This window comes from Methylobacterium nigriterrae (assembly GCF_037106235.1).
GTDB lineage: Bacteria > Pseudomonadota > Alphaproteobacteria > Rhizobiales > Beijerinckiaceae > Methylobacterium > Methylobacterium nigriterrae.
In genome coordinates this window covers 44,368-59,713 of sequence record NZ_JBAWTG010000020.1, presented here as the reverse complement: position 1 = coordinate 59,713, position 15,346 = coordinate 44,368, and the positions used below count along the sequence as shown (strand labels likewise).

Annotated in this window: 15 protein-coding genes; 11 read left to right on the top strand and 4 right to left on the bottom strand. The window is 72.5% G+C overall.

Annotation, left to right across the window (positions count from 1 at the left end; translation table 11 throughout):
• The first annotated feature begins 221 nt into the window (after nt 1-221).
• From minC (WDW90_RS13225) to minE, 4 genes are all read left to right on the top strand, one after another.
• The gene (gene minC / locus WDW90_RS13225) at nt 222-959 is read left to right on the top strand and encodes a septum site-determining protein MinC (RefSeq protein WP_336487849.1); all 738 of its coding nucleotides are present in this window, start codon (nt 222-224) and stop codon (nt 957-959) included.
• A 398-nt stretch (nt 960-1,357) separates the two neighbouring features.
• Entirely contained in the window at nt 1,358-2,044 is a 687-nt protein-coding gene (gene minC, locus WDW90_RS13220) for a septum site-determining protein MinC (protein ID WP_336487848.1), read from the top strand.
• Nucleotides 2,045-2,056: 12 nt separating this feature from the next.
• Entirely contained in the window at nt 2,057-2,872 is an 816-nt protein-coding gene (gene minD / locus WDW90_RS13215) for a septum site-determining protein MinD (protein ID WP_336487847.1), read from the top strand.
• On the top strand, nt 2,869-3,177 hold the full coding sequence (minE, locus tag WDW90_RS13210) for a cell division topological specificity factor MinE (protein WP_336487846.1): 309 nt from the start codon (nt 2,869-2,871) through the stop codon (nt 3,175-3,177). The genes minD and minE overlap by 4 nt, the downstream gene beginning before the upstream one ends.
• 18 nt (nt 3,178-3,195) lie before the next feature.
• Here minE and WDW90_RS13205 read toward each other — a convergent pair whose 3' ends face one another.
• Nucleotides 3,196-4,581, bottom strand: a complete 1,386-nt coding sequence (locus WDW90_RS13205) for a cytochrome P450 (RefSeq protein WP_336487845.1) — start codon at nt 4,579-4,581, stop codon at nt 3,196-3,198.
• Between the two features lie 282 nt (nt 4,582-4,863).
• Here WDW90_RS13205 and WDW90_RS13200 point away from each other — a divergent pair, with 282 nt between their 5' ends.
• Nucleotides 4,864-6,624: an SLC13 family permease gene (locus tag WDW90_RS13200; protein WP_336487844.1), complete on the top strand. Its 1,761-nt coding sequence runs from the start codon at nt 4,864-4,866 to the stop codon at nt 6,622-6,624.
• Between the two features lie 23 nt (nt 6,625-6,647).
• Nucleotides 6,648-7,613 (top strand): class I SAM-dependent methyltransferase, encoded by a 966-nt coding sequence (locus WDW90_RS13195; protein WP_336487843.1) that lies wholly within the window; start codon nt 6,648-6,650, stop codon nt 7,611-7,613.
• Nucleotides 7,614-7,680: 67 nt separating this feature from the next.
• On the opposite strand, the gene WDW90_RS13190 is transcribed toward WDW90_RS13195, so the two are convergent.
• The gene (locus tag WDW90_RS13190; protein WP_336487842.1) at nt 7,681-8,619 is read right to left on the bottom strand and encodes a LysR family transcriptional regulator; all 939 of its coding nucleotides are present in this window, start codon (nt 8,617-8,619) and stop codon (nt 7,681-7,683) included.
• A gap of 98 nt (nt 8,620-8,717) precedes the next feature.
• Here WDW90_RS13190 and WDW90_RS13185 point away from each other — a divergent pair, with 98 nt between their 5' ends.
• Nucleotides 8,718-9,086, top strand: coding sequence for a hypothetical protein (locus WDW90_RS13185; RefSeq protein WP_336487841.1), 369 nt, complete (start codon nt 8,718-8,720; stop codon nt 9,084-9,086).
• 49 nt (nt 9,087-9,135) lie between these two features.
• Here WDW90_RS13185 and WDW90_RS13180 read toward each other — a convergent pair whose 3' ends face one another.
• Complete coding sequence (locus WDW90_RS13180; protein ID WP_336487840.1) at nt 9,136-10,386, bottom strand: NupC/NupG family nucleoside CNT transporter; 1,251 nt, start codon at nt 10,384-10,386, stop codon at nt 9,136-9,138.
• Nucleotides 10,387-10,566: 180 nt separating this feature from the next.
• Between WDW90_RS13180 and WDW90_RS13175 the strand changes: the two genes are divergently transcribed.
• From WDW90_RS13175 to WDW90_RS13160, 4 genes are all read left to right on the top strand, one after another.
• Nucleotides 10,567-11,394: an SDR family NAD(P)-dependent oxidoreductase gene (locus WDW90_RS13175; protein ID WP_336487839.1), complete on the top strand. Its 828-nt coding sequence runs from the start codon at nt 10,567-10,569 to the stop codon at nt 11,392-11,394.
• A gap of 7 nt (nt 11,395-11,401) precedes the next feature.
• Nucleotides 11,402-12,325: an alpha/beta hydrolase gene (locus tag WDW90_RS13170; RefSeq protein WP_336487838.1), complete on the top strand. Its 924-nt coding sequence runs from the start codon at nt 11,402-11,404 to the stop codon at nt 12,323-12,325.
• 10 nt (nt 12,326-12,335) lie between these two features.
• Complete coding sequence (locus WDW90_RS13165) at nt 12,336-13,820, top strand: flavin-containing monooxygenase (RefSeq protein ID WP_336487837.1); 1,485 nt, start codon at nt 12,336-12,338, stop codon at nt 13,818-13,820.
• A gap of 82 nt (nt 13,821-13,902) precedes the next feature.
• On the top strand, nt 13,903-14,031 hold the full coding sequence (locus tag WDW90_RS13160) for a TFIIS helical bundle-like domain containing protein (RefSeq protein WP_336487836.1): 129 nt from the start codon (nt 13,903-13,905) through the stop codon (nt 14,029-14,031).
• 85 nt (nt 14,032-14,116) lie between these two features.
• Here the strand turns inward: WDW90_RS13160 and WDW90_RS13155 are convergent, their stop codons facing one another.
• Nucleotides 14,117-15,301, bottom strand: coding sequence for a patatin-like phospholipase family protein (locus WDW90_RS13155; protein WP_336487835.1), 1,185 nt, complete (start codon nt 15,299-15,301; stop codon nt 14,117-14,119).
• Between the last annotated feature and the right edge of the window lie 45 nt (nt 15,302-15,346).

The window sequence follows — 15,346 nt, the reverse complement described above, 5'->3', positions numbered from 1 at the left end:
CAAGACGAAGCTTGCCGCTGCAACGGCTATGTTTCGGAATCATTCCAGGTTGGTCCGGCGCGTTACTCAGGATGGGCGGCACTCGACTGTTCGTCGCTGCACCGGCTCGACGGGAATCGCGAAACGTGTTGACGACGCCTTCGCGGCGGCCTTCTTCGGAACGGAGCCGGGTTAGCATCCCGGCCCGCAGGCTGGCCCCACCGATCAGAGACCGGGCGCTCATGCCCGCGGACGAGAACCACAGCAGCCCCGTGACACAGACAGCGCCCCGCCCCCCGATCCGTTTCCGTGGCCGCTCCTTCATGGCCATGGTGCTCGCCCCGAGCCTGCCGGTCGGCGACTGGCTCGCCGACCTCGACGCCCTGGCCCGGCGCTCGCCCGCCTTCTTCTCCGGGCGGCCCGTGATCCTCGACGTGTCGGGCCTGAGCCTGGAGCGCGACGACCTCGCGGGTCTCGTCTCCGATCTCGGGGCCCGCGACATCGCGATCCTGGGCATCGAGGGCGCGGGAGCGGCGCTGCTCGGCCCCGGCCTGCCGCCGCCCCTCTCGGGCGGGCGCCCGGCGGGCGACGTCGAGGCTCCCGAGCCCGGCGCCCCGGCGCCCGCCGCGGCCCCGGCCGCGGCCGCGCCCCTGCGCTCGCTGATCCTCGACACCCCGGTCCGCTCGGGCCAGACGATCCTGCACCTCGAGGGCGACATCACCGTGATGGGGTCGGTGGCCTCGGGCTCCGAGGTGATCGCCGGGGGCTCGATCCACGTCTACGGGACCCTGCGGGGACGGGCCATCGCGGGCGCGGCCGGCAACCCGCAGGCCCGCATCTACTGCCGCAGGTTCGAGCCCGAGCTCATCGCCATCGACGGGCTCTACCGCACGGCCGACGATCTCGGCCCCGGCCAGCGCGGGCAGGCCGTCGAGGTCCGCCTCGTCGAGGACACGATCAAGGTCACGTCGCTGGATTGAGGCGCGTTTCGGGCAGCCGCGTCCCGGAATGGCACGGAATGGCGGGACAGGATCAGATGATTCGCGAGGTTTCGCGGACGAGATGGTTCAGGACGGCAGGGTCCGCGGCTTGAATTCAATCGCTCGACGGGCCGCCGCGGCGGCAGCGCGGCCAAGGTACTGCAATGTACATTGCGTCCATGGCCCGGTCGGGCGGCATTCTCCGCACGTCCGCGAAGATCAGGCTCGGCGGCCTTCTTGGCCTGATCGCAGCCTTGTCGATGCCAGGACATCGCGAACTTCGCCGCGGAGCAGCATCGTGAGCGATTTTTGCGTGCGTTTAACAACCCGGTCAAATTCTTAACCGTTCGGTAACCATATCGGCCGTCAATGGTCCCGGTAAGGGATCGTTCACCGCCGTGACAAGCCAAGCTCCTCCCCGCCGACTCCTCCCGCTCCGCGGCCGCGCCTTCAAGGCCCTGTCGCTCACGCCCGAGACGCCGCTGGCCGACTGGCTCGCCGATCTCGACGCGATGCTGAAGCGCTCGCCGACCCTGTTCGACGGGCGCGCCCTGATCCTCGACGTCGCCGCCTGGAAGCCCGGCCGGGACGACCTCGCGGGGCTGCTCGCCGATCTCGGCCAGCGCCGCATCCGCATCCTCGGGGTGGAGGGCGCCGAGCCCGCCATGATGGGCGAGGCCCTGCCGCCGCTGCTCGCGCAGGGCCGCCCCGTCGCCACCGTCGAGATCCCGAAGCTCCCGCCGGAGCCCGAGCCCCTGACCTCGCTGACCATCGAGGGCGCGGTCCGTTCCGGCCAGTCGATCGTGCATCCGAACGGCGACGTCACCGTGATGGGCTCGGTCTCCTCGGGGGCCGAGATCCTGGCGGGGGGCTCCATCCACGTCTACGGCGCGCTGCGCGGGAGGGCCATCGCCGGCGCCGCCCGCAACCCGCGGGCCCGGATCTACTGCCGCAAGTTCGAGCCGGAACTGCTCGGGATCGATCGCTTCGTCCGGACGGCCGAGGAGATGGGCCCGACCCTGCGGGGCAAGGCCGCGCAGATCTGGCTCGATGGCGGTGCAATCAGAATGGCAAGCTTGGATTAAGGAGAAGCGAGAATGTCCAAGGTTCTCGTCGTCACATCGGGTAAGGGCGGCGTCGGCAAGACGACCACCACGGCGGCACTCGGCGCGGCCATCGCGCAGAGCGGCTCCAGCGTCTGCGTCGTCGACTTCGACGTCGGCCTGCGCAACCTCGACCTCGTCATGGGCGCCGAGCGGCGCGTCGTGTACGACCTCATCAACGTGGTCAACGGCGACGCCAAGCTGCCGCAGGCCCTGATCCGCGACAAGCGGCTCGACAACCTCTCCCTGCTGCCGGCCTCGCAGACCCGCGACAAGGACGCGCTGACGGATGCCGGCGTCGCCCGGGTGATGGACGAGCTGCGCGAGAAGTTCGACTGGGTGATCTGCGACTCGCCCGCCGGCATCGAGCGCGGCGCGACGCTGGCCATGCGCCACGCGGACGTCGCCGTGGTGGTGACGAACCCGGAAGTCTCCTCGGTGCGCGATTCCGACCGCATCATCGGGCTGCTGGATTCCAAGACCGTCAAGGCCGAGAAGGGCGAGACCCTCGACAAGCACCTGATCCTCACCCGCTACGACCCCAACCGGGCCGATCGCGGCGACATGCTCAAGGTCGACGACGTGCTCGAGATCCTCTCGATCCCGCTGCTCGCCATCATCCCGGAGAGCGAGGAGGTGCTGCGCGCTTCGAACGTCGGCTGCCCGGTGACGCTGAACAACCCGCTCTCGGCGCCCGCCCGCGCCTACGCCGATGCCGTGCGCCGGCTCAAGGGCGAGGCGATCCCGATGAGCGTGCCCAGCGACCGCAAGTCCTTTCTCGGCAAGTTCTTCACAAGGAGGGCGGCATGAGCCTTCTCAGCCTCTTCTCCCGGCGCGGGTCCGCGCCGGTGGCGCGGGAGCGCCTGCAGCTGATCATCGCCCATGAGCGGGCCGATAACGGGCGCTCCGACCTCGTGGTGACGCTCCGCGAGGAGATCCTGGCGGTGATCGCCAAGCACGTCGCGATCGAGCGCGACAAGGTGCAGATCAAGGTCGAACGCGGCGAGGGCGTCTCGACGCTCGGCGTCGACATCGAGCTGCCCATGATGGCCGCCGCCAAGCTCTCGGGCGGCCGCGGCGAGCCGGCGGGCAAGGGCAGCCTCGCGGCGGCCTGAACCGGATGGCGGACGGCCTCAGGGCCGCCGCGGACGCAACGCGAAGGCCGGCGCGTGGTCGGGCTGCGTCGTTACCACGGCGGCCGGCAGCACCGTCTCGCCCTCGGGCAGGCTCACGCGGAACCGGGCCACCAGTTTGGCGAGCGCCAGCGTCGCCTCGGTCAGCGCGAAATGCGCGCCGATGCACACCCGCGGACCCGCCCCGAACGGCAGGTAGGCGAAGCGCGGCACGGCCGGGGCACCCGGCAGGAAGCGCGCGGGATCGAACGCGTCGGGATCCGTCCAGAGCCGGCGGTGCCGGTGCAGGACCCAGGGCGAGACCACCACGACGTCGCCCCGCGCGACGGCGATGTCGCCCAGGCGGTCGGGCCCACGGGCCGCGCGCACGATCACGAAGGCCGGCGGGTAGAGCCGCAGGGTCTCGTCGACGACCGCCCGGGTGAGCGGCAGCCGGGGCTCGTGCGCGAGGTCCCCGTCGAGGCCGGCGCCGGCCGCCTCCTCGGCGACCCGCTCCTGGATCTCGGGCGCCAGCGCCAGGAGGTAGCTCGCCCAGAGCAGCGCCACCGCGGTGGTCTCGTGTCCGGCCAGGATCATGGTGGCGACCTGATCGCGCAGCTGCGCCTGCGTGAAGGCCTCGCCCGTCTCCGGGTCGCGCGCGCTCACGAGGAGGTCGAGGAGGTCGCGCGCCGCCCGCGGCGCCGTCTCGGCCGCCCGCGCCGCGATGATCGCGTCGAGGAAGGGGATCCATCGCCGCCGGAAGCGGGCGCGCGCAAAGTCGAGCGGGGCCGGCACCTTGAGCGGCAGCAGCATGTCGAGCATGTGCGGCCGCCCGAGCCGGTCGCCGTATTCCGTCACGAGGTCGCGCAGGTGCGGGCCATGGCTCTGCATCCCGACCGAGAACATGGTGCGGCCCGCGATCTCGAGCGCGAGGCCGTGCAGCACCGGGAACAGGTCCACGGGCCCGCGCGCGGCGGCCGCGGCGAGGTCGGCGAGCGCCCCGTCGACGGAGGCCGCGATGTGGGGCACGAGTTCCTCCACGGCCTTCGGGGTGAAGGCCGGGGCGAGCGCCCGGCGCTGGCGGCGCCAGGCCGCGCCCTCGCTGATCAGCAGGCCGTCGCCGAGCACCGGCCGCAGGATCCGCACTGTCGCCGAGGTGCGGGCGTAGTTTCCCTGGTTGTCGACGAGGACGTGCCGGATCATGTCCGGATCGTTGATCGTGTAGCTGTGCCGCCCGAGGACGCGCCGGTGCACGACGGGCTCCTCGTAGGCGCGCCGCGACCATCCGCCGATGCCGTTGGTACGCAGCGCCGCGAGGTAGCGCCAGAGCGACAGGTCGCGCTCCGGCGCCTCCACGGTCGGGGGCACGAGACGCGGCGCCTCGCGGCGAGCCTGGGCCGTTCGCATCGCCGCCTCCACCGCCGGTCCACGGGCGGCTTGATGGACGAGGCGGCCGCGGGTGTAAACACGGCGCGCGCGCGGCCCTGTCCCGCGCCCCGAGACCATTCCTCCGGGATCCGCCGGCGCCCCGCCTCCGGAATCGGGCCGCAGGGCCTGCGCCAGGGTCCGCGCCGACACGCCGACCGGAAAACCGCCTCGCGGACATTGGCCTGCCAAGGCTTCCGGCCTACCTCTGCGCCTTCCCGCCCGAGCGGGCCGGGTCCGCTCCCGCACGCGAATCGGAACTCCATGACCCTCGACCAGGGGCTCGCCTTCGGGCTGATCGGCTGCACGGTCGCCCTCTTCGTCTGGGGACGGCTGCCCTATGACCTCGTGGCGCTCCTCGCGCTGGTGGCCGGCGTCGCGATCGGCATCGTGCCGGCCGCCAAGGCCTTCGACGGCTTCTCCGACGACATCGTGATCATCGTGGGCAACGCCCTCGTCATCTCGGCGGCGGTCTCGCGCTCGGGCGTGGTGGAGAGCGCGATGCGGCCGCTCCTGCCCTACCTGCGCGCGCCGAGCCTGCAGGTCCCCGCGCTCGCGGGCGCCGTCATGGCGCTCTCGATGGTGACGAAGAACATCGGCGCGCTCGCGATCTTAATGCCGGTGGCGCTGCAGCTCGGCCGCAAGACGGGCACGCCGGCCTCGCGCCTGCTGATGCCGATGTCCTTCGCCTCCCTGATCGGGGGACTGGTGACGCTGGTCGGCACCTCCACGAACATCATCGTCTCGAAGGTCCGCGCCGACGTCACAGGTCAGCCCTTCGGCATGTTCGACTTCACGCCCGTAGGCCTCGGTCTCGCGCTGATCGGGCTGGCGTTCCTGGCGGTCGGCTACCGCCTGTTGCCGACGGACCGGCGGCCCGCCGGCTCGGGCGCCTCCTTCACGCTCGCGGCCTACACCACGGAGGCGCGCCTGCCCGCCGGCTCGGCCCTGGTGGGGGCCAGCGTGCGCGATCTCGAGCAGCGGGGCGACGGCGACGTCACGGTCGCGACCGTGATCCGCGAACGCTTCCGCCGCTACGTGCCGGGGCCGGACTGGCGGCTCGCCGCCGACGACGTGCTGCTCCTGAGCGGCGAGCCGGAGGACCTGGAGCGCATCGTGGCCCGCGCCGGGCTCGAACTCGTCGGCCGCGCCGCGCGCGGCGGCGGCCTCGTGAAGGTCGCCGAGGCCGTGGTGCCGGCCGAGTCGCCGCTCGCGGGCGTCACGGTGGCGGGCGCGGACCTCGCCGGGCGCCACGGCATCAGCCTGCTGGCGGTGAGCCGGACCGGCGGCGCCGTGACGGGGCGCCTGGCCAGCGTGCGCCTGCGGGCCGGGGACGTGGTGGTGCTGCGCGGCGAGAACGAGGCGCTGCCCGACGCGCTGCGGGCGCTGCGGCTGCTGCCGCTCGCCGAGCGCAGCCTCGGCCTCGGCCGCAGCCGGCGGGGCTACATCCCGATCGTGGTGCTCGGCGCCGCGATGCTGCTCATCGCGCTCCACCTGGTGCCGGTGGCCATGGGCTTCTTCGGGGCGGCCGTGGCGCTGATGCTGCTGCGCGTCCTCACCATGCAGGAGGCCTACGACACCATCGAGTGGCCGGTGATCGTGCTGCTCGGCGCCCTGATCCCGGTGAGCGACGCGGTGCGCAGCACGGGCGGCACCGACCTCGTTGCGACCTGGATGTCGGGCCTCGTCCAGCACGTGCCGCCGATCGGCGCCGTGGCCCTCCTGCTCGTCGCCGCCATGGCGGTGACGCCCTTCCTCAACAACGCCGCCGCCGTCCTGGTGATGGCGCCGATCGGCGCGAGCCTCGCGGGCAAGCTCGGGCTCAATCCGGACCCGTTCCTGATGGCGGTCTCGGTCGGCGCGGCCTGCGATTTCCTCACCCCCATCGGCCACCAGTGCAACACCCTGGTGATGGGCCCGGGCGGCTACCGCTTCGGCGACTACGCGCGCCTCGGCCTGCCGCTCTCGCTGATGGTGGTGGTGGCCGGCACCGGGCTCATCGCCCTGTTCTGGCCGTTGTCCTGAGGTCGGATCGCGCGGGAGGCGGGATGGAGGCGGCACCGGTTCATCAGGCTCGGCACGAAGGCGAGGCGCCCGCCTGCCCGATCACCGGCCGGCCGGCGGCCCGCCACGTGCAATGGGTCTCGGCGCGCCTGCTCACCGATCTCTGGCGCTACAGCGGCGGCGTCGATGTCGGCCACCTGCTGCTGCCGGCCCGGCGCTTCGGCCTGTGGGAATCGCCGACCGGGCTGATCTTCTTCGACCCGATGGTCGCGGGCGACGAGCCCTTCTACCGCGCCTTCTACGGCCGGATCGGCGCGCACGACAAGCTTGCGGGAGCCCGCACCCGCCGCCTCGAATTCGCGGCCGCCGCCGGGCACGTGCCGGAGGGCGCCCGGGTGCTCGATGTCGGCTGCGGGCACGGCGGCTTCCGCGCCTACGTGCCCGGCAGGGCCTATGTCGGGCTCGACCCGAACTTCGCCGGCGAGGATCCGAGCGGCACCATCCTGGCCGAGACGATCGCGGCGCATGCCGACCGCGTCGGCCCGGTCTACGACGTGGTCTGCGCCTTCCAGGTCCTGGAGCACGTCGCCGCGCCGCTCGCCTTCGCCCGCGCGATGGCGACCTGCGTGAAGCCCGGCGGCGCGCTCCTGATCGGCACGCCGCTCTGGCCCTCGCCCAACACGACGATCCCGAACTTCATCATGAACGCGCCGCCCCACCACCTGACCTGGTGGACGCCGGCCGCCCTGGAGACGCTTGCCCGCATCCTCGGCTTCGAGCCCGAGCGCGTCCACGCCATCGGCATGGACCGGCACGACGCGATGATTCACTGGATGTCGACGCTGACCCCGATCCGCTGCCGCGACCGCTATTTCCGCGCCGCCAAGAGCTGGTACGCGGCGCTCGCCGTCGCCTACGCCGGTGCCCTGGTTCTGAACCGCGTGCTGCCGCTGCCGCGGGAGACCCGGCCGAACACGCTGCTTCTCGCGGCGCGCAAGGCCGCGGGTTAGGTCCCTTCCGCCACGCTGGCGTCCCGATGCCGGCCCACCTCGCCCACGGGCGAGGTGGGCCGCGCCGTCAAGTCGGCCCCGGCAGGTCCGGCTCCGCGGCGAGGCGCACCAGGGTCCGGCGCAGCCAGGTATGGGCCGGGTCGTTGTCGTAGGAGGCGTGCCAGAGCATCGAGAAGGACACGTCCTCGAGGCTCACCGGCGCCGGGCTCACCGTCAGCCCGAGGGTGCCGGCGAAATAGTGGGCCAGGCGCGCGTGCATCGTCGCGATCACGGGGGCGGAGCGCACCAGGAAGGGCACGGCGAGGAAGCGGGGCGTCGTCACGGCGAGCCGCCGGCTGAGGCCGAGCTTGGCCAGGGCGTCGTCGACGACGCCGTGCGCCGTCTCCCTGAGGCTCGTCAGCACGTGGGGAAAGCGCAGGTAGTCGTCGAGCGAGATGGGCGGCGCGATGCCGATCAGCTCCGCGTTGAACAGGCAGACATAGCTGTCGCGGTAGAGCAGGCGCTGCTTGTGATGGCTCTGCCCCTGCGAGAACAGGCCGATGCCGAGATCGACCCGGTCGGCATCGAGTTCCTGCAGGATCCGGATGCGGTCGATCGAGCGCAGGAGCAGGCTGATGCCCGGCGCCTCCGCCCGCAGGTAGGCCAGGAGCTTCGGACCCAGCAGCACCTCGGTGCTGTCCGGCAGGCCGATCGTGAAGACGCGCTCGACGGTCCGCGGGTCGAAGCTGTCCTCGCGCCGCACCAGGGCCTGGATCTGCCGGAGCGCCGTGCGCACCGGCTCGGCGAGCGCGAGCGCGCGGGGCGTCGGCCGCATGCCCTCGGGTGCCCGCGTCAGCAGCTCGTCGTCGAACAGCGTCCGCAAGCGCGCCAGCGTGCTGCTCATGGCCGACTGGCCGAGTCCGACGCGGGCCGCGGCGCGCGTCACGCTGCGCTCGATCAGCAACGCGTCGAGGGCGACGAGGAGGTTGAGATCGACGCGCGCAAGATCGACGTGATCAATAGTCATTATCGAGGCAATCTGTTTGATCCATGCTGCACTGCGAAGCATATTCGCTCCAGAAGCAAGGGCGACAGGCCCCTGCGAGAGCGAAAGACACGAACCCCATGACCACGCTTCGTACCACCATCCTGGCCGCCGCCGCTGTCCTCGGCCTCGCCGGATCCGCGCAGGCCGGCAGCATCAAGCCCGTCGAGGGCGGCAGCGTCAGCCTCGGCACGCTCGCCGGCGTCGCCTACTACACGGCCGAGCCGAAGGGCTACCGCGTCGTCGTCACCCTGGCGCCGCGCGCGGCCGCCCCGGCCGTCCGCTTCGAGGCAATCCTCGCTGCCGGCCAGAGCGTGACCCTCTCGGCTCCCCGGGGCCTCGGCGCGGAGGCCGACGCCGTCGAGATCGCCCGCGAGGGCGACACGGTCACGGTCTCGCAGCCGCGGGCCCGCAAGGCGGCGATCCGCGAGGCCGCGGCGCTGAACTGAGCGGCGCACGGGGGACTCCTCTCACCTCGCGGGACGGGGAGTCCCCATTTCACCCCCCGATGAACAGCCCCGCAATGGCCGCGCTGGTCAGGTTCGAGAGGGTGCCGCCCAGGATCGCCCGCAGGCCGTAGCGGGCGACCTCGGCGCGGCGCCCCGGCACGAGGCTCGAGAAGCTCGCGAGCTGGATCGCGATCGACGCGAAGTTGGCGAAGCCGCACAGGGCGAAGCACAGGATCGCGGCCGTGCGCGCGTCGAGGTCGCCGGACTTCAGGACCGGCGAGAGCGTGGCGTAGGCCAGGAACTCGTTGAAGGCGAGCTTCTGGCCGATGGCGCCGCCGACGAGGGCCGCCCGCTCCCACGGCACCCCGAGGATCCAGGCGAGCGGGCTCAGGAGCCGGCCGAGGATCCCCTCGATCGAGGCGGAGGGGTAACCCAGGAGCCCGCCCGCGTAGCCGACGATCCCGTCGAGGAGCGCGATCAGCCCCACGAAGGCGATCAGCATCGCGCCGACCGAGACCGCCACCGCGAGTCCCTTCTGGGTGCCGTCGGCGGCGGCCTCGATCAGGTTGGCGGCCCTGGCCTCGCCGAACTCGACGCGCGTCGTCGTGATCCGGCTCGGCTCCGCCGAGGGCATCAGGATCTTGGCGTAGAGGAGCCCTCCGGGAATCGCCATGAAGGAGGCGGCGATGAGGTACTCCATGGGCACGCCGAGCGCCGCGTAGCCGGCCAGGATCGAGCCGGCCGTGGAGGAGGCCCCGCTCGTCATCACGGCGAAGAGCTCTGGCCCCGTCAGCAGCGGCAGGAACGGCCGCAGGGCCACGGCGATCTCGCTCTGACCGATGAAGATCGTGATCACGGCCGCGAAGGACTCGATCCGCGAGGTGCCAATGAGCCGCCGCAGGCCCGCGCCGAGAAGCCGCGCGAGCGCCTGCATGATACCGAGATGGTAGAGCACGCCGATCAGCGCCGAGACGTAGAGGATCTGCGGCAGGACGCGCAGCGCCAGGACGAAGCCGCTTCCGCCGAACAGCTCGAACATCCGCGGCTCGACGAGGCCGCCGAACAGGAAGGTGGCCCCCCGGTCGCCGTAGGCCAGCACGATCTGGATCACGCCCGCGACCGCCGCCAGCGCCGCGCGGCCCGCCGGCACGAACAGGATCAGGGCGCCCACCGCCACCTGCAGACCGAGGCCCGCGAGCACCACCCGCGGCCGGATCGCCCGCCGGTCCGTCGAGAACAGCACGGCGATCCCGATGAGCAGGACAAGGCTCACCGCCGCATGGACGACCCGCTCGATCATCGACCCCCCGAAGGTTCTCAGGCCCCCTCGCCGCCCATGCGCGATCCGGAGCTGGGAGAAAAGCCCCCGGCCTGTCCGGGGCACGCTTTCGCCGCAGCGGTGCCCCTTGGCGCGCGGCGCGCAGGCGGGGCATAAGAACACGGGGGCGACGGTCCGGGCACGGCCGACGGAGAAACCGGTTTGCGGCAGGCATTCGCCCTGAAGGGCGCGGTCGGGCTCGTCACTGGCGCGGGCAGCGGCATCGGGGCGGCGCTGGCGCGCGCGCTCGCCGAGAGGGGCACGGCGCTCGCCCTGGTCGACCGCGACGCGGCGGGGCTCGACGCGACGATCGGCGCGGTCGAGCGGGCCGGCGGCAGCGTGAGCCGCCACCTCCTCGACCTCGCGGACGCGGACGCGATCCTGGCGCTGCCCGAGGCGGTCGAGGCCCGGTTCGGGCGGCTCGACCTTCTCGTCAACAACGCGGGCGTGGCGCTCGGCGGCCGCTTCGCGGAGACGGACCTTGACGATTTCGAGTGGCTGATGGACGTGAACTTCCGCGCCGTGGTGCGGATGACCCACGCCTTCCTGCCCCTGCTGAGCCGGGCGCCCGCCGCCCAGATCGCCAATATCTCGAGCCTCTACGGCCTGATCGCGCCGCCCGGCCAGACGGCCTACGCGGCGAGCAAGTTCGCGGTGCGGGGCTTCAGCGAGGCGCTGCGGCACGAATATGCAGGCACGCATCTCGGCGTCACGCTGGTGCATCCGGGCGGCGTCGCGACGGGGATCGCCCGCAACGCCCGGCATCCGCGCGGCCTCGACGCAGCCGCGGCGGAACAGGCCCGCATCGCCTTCGAGCGCTTCCTCCGCCTGAGCCCGGACATCGCGGCGGCCGAGATCGTGCGGGGCATCGAGCGCCGGGCGCCGCGCGTCATCGTCGGCCGCGACGCCAAGCAGGTCGCCTTCCTGCAGCGTCTGATGCCGGTCGGCTACTGGGCGCCGCTCGCCCGGATCACCGGCCAGAAGCGGTAGCGAGCCGATGACGAGCCTGCGCGCCTACGTGCTGGCCTGGGCGGTGAGGCGCAAGATCCGCGCCCGCCTCGGCCCGATGCTCGACGTCGCGCGCGTCCGGCGCACGCTCGAGGGGCCGGCTTTCCCCGAGCCCGGCGGCGTGACTTACGAGCCCGGCAGCGTCGGCGGCATCCCCTGCGAGCGGGTGCGCCGCGGCGCGGGCGAGGACCGCCCGCGCCTGTTCTACCTGCACGGGGGCGGCTTCATCGCCTGCTCGCCGCGCACCCACCGGCCGCTCACGGGCTACTTCGCGCAGCGCGGTTTCGACGTGTTCGTGCCCGATTACCGCCTCGCCCCCGAGCACCCGTTCCCGGCGGCCCTCGACGACGCGCTCGCCGCCTGGCGCGCCGTCTCGGCCGGGGGGCCCGCCGTCATCGCGGGTGACTCGGCGGGCGGCAACCTCGCCCTCGCCCTGATGCTGCGCGCCCGCGACGCCGGCCTGCCGCTGCCGCGCGCCGCCGCCCTGTTCTCGCCCGCCACCGACATGCTGGGCAGCGGGCAATCGTATCGGACGAACGCCGGGCGCGACGCGATGTTCGATCCCGAGGGCCTGCGCCGGCTCGCGCCTCTCTACCTCGCGGGCGCCGATCCGGCCGGGCCCCTCGTCTCGCCGCTCTACGCGGACCTCGCCGGGCTGCCGCCGCTCCTCGTCCATGTCGGCGAGCGGGAATTGCTGCGCGACGATTCGAGCCGCCTCGCCGAGGCGGCCCGGGCGGCGGGCGTTTCGGTCGACCTCACGGTCTTCCCGGTCGTGCCCCATGTCTGGCAATTCGCCCACGGCTTCCTGCCCGAGGCGCGCCGCTCCCTCGACGCGGCCGCCGCCTTCCTGCGGGCGCACGCGGCCGATGCGGCCAAGCCGGCCGATGCGGCCGCCCAGGTGGATCAGACATGAACGAGCAGCCATGAACGCGCAGCCGACCCGGCCCCTCCCGCAGCAGACGCTCGCCCTCCTGATCATCGGCGCCGGTTTCTCCGGCCTCGCCACGGGAATCCGCTGCCGCCAGGAGGGGATCGGCCCCTTCGCGATCGTCGAGAAGGGCGACGGCATCGGCGGCACCTGGCACGAGAACACCTATCCGGGGGCGGCCTGCGACATCCCCTCCCACCTCTACTCCCTGTCCTACGTGCCGAAGCACGACTGGTCGCGCCTTTACCCGCAACAGGCCGAGATCGCCGCCTACCTGCGCGAGACGGCGCGGGACCACGGCCTCCTGCCCCACCTGCACCTCGGGACCGCCGTCACCGGCGCGGCCTGGGACGAGGCGCAATCGCTGTGGCGGGTCGAGACGAGCCGCGGCCCGGTCCGGGCGCGGGCGATCGTCTCCGGCATGGGCGGCCTGCACCACCCGGCCCTGCCGGACATCCCCGGCCGGGAGAGCTTCTCGGGGACGGCCTTCCACTCGGCCACCTGGGACCATGCCTGCGACCTCGGCGGCAAGCGCATCGGCGTGATCGGCACGGGGGCGAGCGCGATCCAGTTCGTGCCCGAGATCGCCAAGGAGGCCGCCCACCTCACGCTGTTCCAGCGCACGCCGGCCTGGATCATGCCCAAGCACGACCGCGCCATCGGCGCGCGCGCGAAGGCGGCCTATCGCTTCGTGCCCTTCGCCCGGCGGCTGTTTCGCGAGCGCCTGTTCTGGATCCACGAGCTGCGCGCGCTCATGGGCTTCACCAAGGTCTCGAAGCTGACGGGCCAGGCCGAGGCGATGGCGCGCCGCCACCTCGCCAGGGCCGTGCCCGACAAGGCGCTGCGGGAAAAGCTCACGCCGCGCTACCGCCTCGGCTGCAAGCGGGTCCTGATCTCGGACGATTTCTACCCCGCGATGATGCGCCCGAACGTGAGCCTGGAGACGGGCCGCATCGCGCGCATCACGCCCGAGGGCGTCGTGATGCAGGACGGCGGCGCGCATGCCCTCGACGTGATCGTCTACGCCACCGGATTCGATCTGACGGGCAGCTTCCGCACCCTCGACATCGTCGGGCGCGGGGGCCTGACGCTCGCGCAAGCCTGGCGCGACGGGATGGGCGCCTTCCAGGGCATCACGGTCGCGGGCTTCCCCAACCTGTTCCTGATGATGGGGCCGAATACGGGGCTCGGCCACAACTCGATGATCCTGATGATCGAGGCGCAGGTGGAGCACGCCCTCTCCTGCCTGAAGGCCCTGGCGCGGCAGGGGCGCACGGCCATCGAGGTGAGGCCGGAGGCGCAGGCGCGCTTCCTGGCGGATGTGCAGGGGCGCCTCTCCGACAGCATCTGGCAGGCCGGGGGCTGCACGAGCTGGTACCAGAACGAGCAGGGCCGCAACACCGCCATCTGGCCGGGCTCGGTGCTGGCCTACCGGCGCGGCGCGCGCCGCGCGCGGCTCTCGGATTACCGCGTCAGCTGAGACGGAACAGGCCCCCACGCCCGCCCGTTGGTTCGGCAAAGCTTGCGCCGCGCCGCGGCGCCTTCAGCGCGAGGACCCCACCATGAGCCTGATTGGACGCATCGTCACCAAGATCCTCGGCAACGAGAACCGCCCCGTCACCCGCGACGACCGCAACGCGGATTCGGGCAACCTCGTCGGCCGGATCGTCACCAAGATCCTGCGCAAGTAGGAAAGCCCTTCGCAATCGGACGGGACCCGCCCGCTCGCGGACGGCGCCGTGCCTCGGCGTCAGGCGGCGGGCGGGAAGGGGGGCCTTACTGCGCCGCCGCCGTGACCGTCTTCACGAGTGGGGAAGCGGGGACGGTGTGCTCCCAGAAGGCGCCGGCGCGGGCCTTCTCGTAGCCGGCCTGGTAGAGGCTGCGCATGTAGCCGGTGTCGAAGCCGCGCGCGGCCGTGGTGTTTGGCGCGCGCTCGTCGATGTAGGTGAGGTTGAAGCCGACCCCGTTGGCGCGGGTGAACGCGTAGGTGGTCGCCAGCGTCGCGCGGCTGCGGGCCCGGCTGCCCGTCGTGAAGGAGCGCTCCACGATCGCCAGGGTGTTGTTCCGGGTGACGTCGAATTCCGGCTCGAGGCGCCCGTTGATCACGACGTAGATGTTGGCCCGCCCGTGCGTGCGCAGGCGCCCGTCCCGCAGCAGGAAGGATTGCGGCAGGGTGAAGACCGGCGTCACCACGGAGCCGTCGACATGGAGTTCCTGGAAGGCGCTGTTGCCCGCCTGCACGTCGATGAGCTGGGGCGGGAACACGGCCGGGATGCTGGCCGAGGCGGTGAGCACGTCGCGGAACAGATCGACCGCGTTCGGCGCGCCGCTCGCCGCGATGGCGCCCATGTTCCAGATCACGGCGCGCTGCGAATCGAGGTTCGTCGTCACCACGAGGAGGCGCCGGCCCTTGGCGTGCTCCTCGGCCACCGCGGCGAGGAGGTCCGGCGTGACGTAGCGCCCGATCAGGTCGCGCAGGCGGCCGTCCCCGAACAGGCCCGAGCCGAACAGCACGTTGGTGAGGCTCGGCGACTGCACCAGCGTCGCGGCGACGCCGCTCGTGTAGATGTCGGTGAGGTAGGGATCGTAGGCCGGCCCGAGGAACGCGAAGGGCGCGATCAGCGCGCCCGTGCTCACGCCCGAGACGAGGGAGAATTCCGGCCGGGTGCCGGAGGCGGTCCAGCCGTTCAGGATGCCGGCCCCGTAGGCGCCGTCGCCGCCGCCGCCCGACAGGGCGAGATAGTTGAAGGCCTGGCGCTTGGCCTCGGGCCGCGCGGCCATCTCGGCGAAGGTCTCGGAGGAAGCGTCCGCGAAGGCGCGGGCGGCGGGGATGCCCGGCACGCTCGCGTACGCCGCCTGCTCGGCGGTGTAGGGAATCCGCGGAATAGACGAGCAGGCGGCGAGATGACCCGCCAGCCCGAGCGCGAGGGCGCCGCGCAACCAATCCAACCGACGTGCCATCGCCAAGTCCCAGCGCTCAAGCTTCCGATTGCACCCCCAACCGAA